Source organism: Halorubrum sp. F4, from assembly GCF_027257195.1.
Lineage (GTDB): Archaea > Halobacteriota > Halobacteria > Halobacteriales > Haloferacaceae > Halorubrum.
Genome location: NZ_JAPDFS010000032.1, coordinates 1 through 5,103 on the forward strand (window position 1 = coordinate 1; position 5,103 = coordinate 5,103).

The 5,103-nt window shown below is 70.3% G+C and carries 4 protein-coding genes and 1 pseudogene; 2 read left to right on the plus strand and 3 right to left on the minus strand.

Annotation, left to right across the window (positions count from 1 at the left end):
• Positions 1–221: 221 nt before the first annotated feature.
• Positions 222–2,048: a methyl-accepting chemotaxis protein gene (locus OKW78_RS16335; protein WP_281196123.1), complete on the minus strand. Its 1,827-nt coding sequence runs from the start codon at positions 2,046–2,048 to the stop codon at positions 222–224.
• A gap of 295 nt (positions 2,049–2,343) precedes the next feature.
• On the opposite strand from OKW78_RS16335, the gene OKW78_RS16340 reads away from it, so the two are divergent.
• Positions 2,344–3,633 carry a DNA double-strand break repair nuclease NurA gene (locus OKW78_RS16340; protein ID WP_281196120.1) on the plus strand — a complete coding sequence of 430 codons (1,290 nt, stop codon included), beginning with the start codon at positions 2,344–2,346 and terminating at the stop codon, positions 3,631–3,633.
• Positions 3,634–3,881: 248 nt separating this feature from the next.
• Positions 3,882–4,145, plus strand: coding sequence for a hypothetical protein (locus tag OKW78_RS16345; RefSeq protein ID WP_281196121.1), 264 nt, complete (start codon positions 3,882–3,884; stop codon positions 4,143–4,145).
• A gap of 18 nt (positions 4,146–4,163) precedes the next feature.
• Here OKW78_RS16345 and OKW78_RS16350 read toward each other — a convergent pair whose 3' ends face one another.
• Positions 4,164–4,892, minus strand: a complete 729-nt coding sequence (locus tag OKW78_RS16350; RefSeq protein ID WP_281196122.1) for a CPBP family intramembrane glutamic endopeptidase — start codon at positions 4,890–4,892, stop codon at positions 4,164–4,166.
• A 25-nt stretch (positions 4,893–4,917) separates the two neighbouring features.
• Positions 4,918–5,103, minus strand: a pseudogene (locus tag OKW78_RS16355) (glucose-6-phosphate isomerase); the annotation flags it as partial.

Here is a 5,103-nt window from a genome sequence, read left to right on the forward strand (position 1 = left end):
CCGCCGACGAGGCGGGATTACGCGTCAGACCGAAGGCCGTGCGCCCGCCGCGGACGCTCGTGTTCCTCGAGGACGGCGCGGACGTGAAGCGGGTGCTGCCGGCGTTGGAGACGCTCGTCGAGGACGGGTCTGGGACGTCGGGGTCGAAACGGACGTAACCGACCGGTCCTCCCCGTTCGCCGCCGGTGGACCGACCGTCACTTCGTCGTTCCGTTCCTCCGTCACTCCGTTCCGCCGTCGCCCACCGCGACCGACGGGGATCCCGGCGAAGAGGGGCCCTCCGCCGTCGGCTCGCCGGCGACGTCGAACCGCCGGAGGAGCCGGCGGAGCCGCTCGGCACGGTCGGTGAGCGATCCGGCCTCCCCGGCGGCGTCCGTCATCGCGGAGAGCTGCTCGTCGGCCGCCGCGGAGGCAGCGTCCGTTTCGTCGGCCGTTGCCCGGCTGATCTCCGCCACCTCCTCGGCCATCGCCACCGCCTCCTCCGTGCTCGCCGCCTGGTCGTCCGTCGCCTGGCCGATCTCGTGGATCCCGGCGTCGGTCTCCTCCGCGTTCTCCGCCACCCGCGTGAACGCGTCGGCGGCATCCCGGACGGCCTCCGCCCCCGCCCCCATGTGGTCCTCGGCGGTCCGGACCTCGTCGACGGCCGCCTCGGTTCGAGCCTGGGTCCCGGCGATGAGTTCCTCGATGTCGCCCGCGGCTTCCTTCGTCTCCTCGGCGAGTTGTTTGACCTCGTCGGCGACGACCGCGAACCCGTCGCTCGATCCGCCCGAGCCGCTCGTGCCGCCGCCCGCGCGGGCGGCCTCGATGTTGGCGTTGAGCGCGAGGAGATTCGTCTGTTCGGCGATGTCGCCGATCAGGTCGACGATCTCGCCGATGTCGGTCATCCGATCGTCGAGGTCCCTGACCGCCTCCGCGGTCGAATCGAGCGCGTCGCGCGACTCCCGAACGCTGTCGATCGCCGCGTCCGCGGTGTCCCGTCCCTCGTCGGCGATCGACGCCGTCCGCTGGGCCGCGTCCGCGACCGTCTCGGTCGACGCGGCGACCTCCTCGATCGCGGCCGAGAGGTCGTTCATCTCGCTCGAGACCTCCTCGAGCATCTCGCGCTGTTCGTCGGCTCCCGACGCGATCTCCGCGATGGAGCGACCGACGTCCTCGCTCAGTTCCTCGGCCGCGGAGACGCCGGCCATCGTCTCCTCGCTCGCCTCGGAGACCTCGTCGGCGAACGACTGGACCTCCCACACGGTGGACTCCAGGTCGTCCATCATCCCGTTGAAGGCGACCGCGATCCGCTCCATCGGCTCGCTCTCGCTCTCGGCGTCGAGCCGGACCGTGAGGTCGCCGTCGGCCGCCTCGGCCATGGTCGCACGGTAGTCGTCGGCCTTCGTCTCGAGGTGTCGGTTCAGGCGCTCGACCTCCTCGCGGCGCTCCTCGGCCTCGGCTTTGGCCGCCTCGACGTCCGCGATCTCGGCCTTCTGTTCGGCGACCAGATCGAGCTGGCGTCGCGCCTCCTCGCGGGACTTCTCGATGGAGTACCAGTTCACGACGAGCGCCCCCGCGAGACCGGCGATGAAGACGGCATGGATCCCGCCCCAGACGATCGGGTTGGCGATGGCGGCGGGGTGGTTGTAGACGAGACTCGAGTCGATCAGACCGAACGCCCCGTGCCCGATCGCGACGTAGCCCATCCCCACCGCGAAGGGGAGCCAGTCCTCGTAGACCGCGAGCACGGCGACGAACACGAAGAAGTGGAAGTGTGCCTCGATGTAGCCGCCGGAGAGCTTCACGAGCGCCATCGACACCGTCATCGCCGAGAACGCCGCGATCACGGTCCGGGTCCGCCGGCCGAAGACCGACCAGTTCGCGAGCGCCGCGGTCGCGAGGATCCCCCCGAGGAAGCCCCCGAGCATCCAGGAGGGAACGGCGGGGATCTCCGCGCCGGTGAACGACTCCGTCCCCTCGTAGAGCCCCAGCGCGAGGAGAAGCGGCACCTGTGCGACCACGAGGATCAGGATGTTCCGGTGCCGACCGCGCCACATCTCCTCCGGCATCGACGTGCCGTCCGGAACGTATCGGAACACCTCCCGGAGCGCACCCGGTCCCGTTCGGTCGCGATCGGCCGGCGTCGTTCGGGCGTTATCGCCCGTTCCCGACGTGCCCCGTTCGCCTCCCTCCGACCCCATCGTTGACTCGCTCATGGTCGCGAGAGGTAGAATCCGGCAAAGAACGTTGGCTTCCGAGTATCTCGTTTGATACTTGAGGGCGTCTCGGGACCTGACACGAGCGTTTCCGGTCGGCAGAACGATGCCGACCCAGTTTTAAATCGCTCCGGACCACAGTACGGGCGTGACCCTGGATCCGATCCACGTCGAGAACATCGCGCGGCTCGCGTACGGGATCGCGGGCGACGTGGACACGACGGACCACGAGGACCTCGCGGGGCGAGTCTGGAACGACTGGCTCACCGGGCTCCGACGTGACGGCCGGGTCGTGATCGAGCCCGTCGCCGACCACGAGCGCCGGCGAACGCCCATCGACGACGTGGCGCTCGCGGAGCGGCCCTTCGGGACGGTTCACGGGCTCGACTCCGGGACGATCAACCCGACGACGTTCAAGAACGGGCTGGTCGTCGACGTGGCGCACGCGGCGATGGCCGCCGAGCCGACCGATCTCGACCTCCACCGCGACCGAACGATCGTCGCGACGGTCCACGCGGGCGACTCGACCGCCGACTTCGACGGGGAGTGGACGAAACGCGACGCGGGCCACACCCGCCAGCGCGTGCTCCACGCGCCGCGGGTGAACCGGTACGCCGAGGGGGTGGTTCACGCGCTCGCGCTCTACCTCGCCGAGGGCACCCACGCGCTCGACCACGCCGACGAGGTCGAGGAACTCCTGATACTCGACGGCCCCATCTACCCCAAGGAGCTGTTCACCTGGGAGGACCGCGACCCCGAACTCGGGGAGCTCGCGCGGGAGGCGAAGCCCCGGGCGGTCGTCGAGAAGTACGTGCGGCTCGTCGAGCGGTTCGTCGAGCGCGACGTTCCCCTCGCCGGCTTCGTGAAGAACCCCTCCAGCCGGACGGTCGTCCGGACGCTGGCCCGGAAGGGGTTCGAGTCGCCCTGGCCCGACGACACCGCGCTGTACACTCGTCTCCTGGAGCGGCGGGAGGAGGACGGAAGCGACGGGCGAGGCGGGCGGAACGACGGCGGGCGCGCCGCCGACTCCCGCCTCGACGACGACCTCACGTTCACCACCTGGTTCCACAGCCGGGGCGGCGCGGACGGGACGATGGCGGCCGACGCCGACGCGCTCGGGATCGACCGTACACTCGATCCGGAGCTGTACGAGCCCACGTTCATGGTGCTGTACGACCCGCGGACCGACGTCACCTACAAGCTGGAGGCTCCCTACGCGTTCACCCGCGAGGAGGCGACCCGCGACCGGTTGACCCGGCAGGTGCTCGCGGACGTGGCGACCACCCGGGGACCGCCCGCGGCGGTCGGGAAGGCCGACGCGCTGGCGCGGATCGACGCCACCGAGAAGGCGGCGCTCCGCCGGAAGTTCGAGGAGCGGTTCGACAGCGACCAGCAGGCGACCTACGACGACCACCGGTGGGGGAAAGAGCGGTACTAGACCGCAAACAACCGAGTAACGGCAGGTGCCGTCGGCGCGCTCCGGTGAGCGGCCCGAAGGGTCGCGAACCGAACGCGAGGGAGTCGGGCGACCGGAGCGACGCGGAGGCCGCCTGACGAGGCTGGGGAGGCCTGAGCGTGGTTGCGGAGCTGTGTGGGGCTGTCCGGGGCGGAGCGGTAGGGTTTTGGACGTGTTCTTCGCTGATCGGTAACAGTAGACTTACCCAAATAGGTGAGAAGGCCAGTGTAATGTCCGTCCCGCCCTCCACGCTACAGGTATCGACCTACGAGATCCTTCCGGGCGTCGTCGTGGCACGCGACGAGCTGTGGCTCCTGTTCGCCTTGGCGGTCCTCTGGGCGACCGTCGGTCGATGGCTGTACCGCGACGCCAAAGCCAGGGGAAGCGAGTGGGCCTGGCAGTGGGGGTTCGGGACGCCCCTGACCGTGGTGGCGGGGATCGACGTGATGCTTCTGGTGGTCGTCATCTACCTCCTCCTCCGGGACTCGGAGTAGTCCACACCCGACCGCAGATCAGATCGCGCCCGCCAACAACACCGCGTAGATCGCGGCGTTGTACACGCCGTGCGCGAGTCCGGGCACCAACACGTTCCCGGTCCGTTCGTAGAGGTAGCCGAGCACGCAGCCCAACACGATCACGACCCCGACGTACGCCCACCGCTCGACGGGCGTTCCCTCGATTCCCGAGAGGTGGACGAGCCCGAAGAGGACCCCCGCGATCAGGATCGCGGGGGCCGCGTCGAACGCCCGGCGGAGCCCACCCTGGACCACCCCGCGGAAGAGCACCTCCTCGACCGGGCCGACGACGAGAAGCGAGACCGCGACCATCGCGAGGTAGTACTCGACGGGGTCGCCGGCGGGAACGACCGCCCGGTTCTGGCCGGTCGAGAGCCCGATCTGCTGGAGCGCGAACAAGGTCCCGTACTGGATCGCCAGGAGGCCGACCCCCGCGCCGACGACGATCCCGACCTCCCGGATCGACGGTCGCGAGAACCGGAGGAGGTCCCGCTGGTCGGTGAGCGCGAGATACCCGGCCACGGCCACGAGGAAGCCCGCGAACTGGCCGAGCGTCCGGAGCAGCTGCCACCCGTTTCCGCCGTCGTCGACGAGGCCGATCCGGACCGCGAGGTTCGCGACCGGCGTGGCGACGGCGCTCGCGACGACGAGCGCGAACACGATCGCGAAGGCCGCGCTCGCGACGCGGACGGCGGGGGCGAGCGCCGCGGGAAGCTCCTCGGTCATCGACGGAGGTAGGCGACCCGGCGTGTTAGTCGATCCGGAACTCGCGCTTGTCGGCGACCGCCTCGGCCTCCGCGAACTCGCCGCCGCCGAGCAGGCCGCGTGCCGCCTTCTTCCCCCACTCGACGGCCGGCTGGGTGAACGTCGAGACGCTCGCGAGCTCGCCGTAGAGCACGCAGGCCGCCTCCATCCCGTACAGCAGCTCGCCGAGCGA

Bases quoted from the DNA above. Each gene is read 5' to 3' on its own strand.
- OKW78_RS16335 (WP_281196123.1), bottom strand. From the start codon at position 2,048: ATGCCGGAGGAGATGTGGCGCGGTCGGCACCGGAACATCCTGATCCTC.
- OKW78_RS16350 (WP_281196122.1), bottom strand. From the start codon at position 4,892: ATGACCGAGGAGCTTCCCGCGGCGCTCGCCCCCGCCGTCCGCGTCGCG.
- OKW78_RS16345 (WP_281196121.1), top strand. From the start codon at position 3,882: ATGTCCGTCCCGCCCTCCACGCTACAGGTATCGACCTACGAGATCCTT.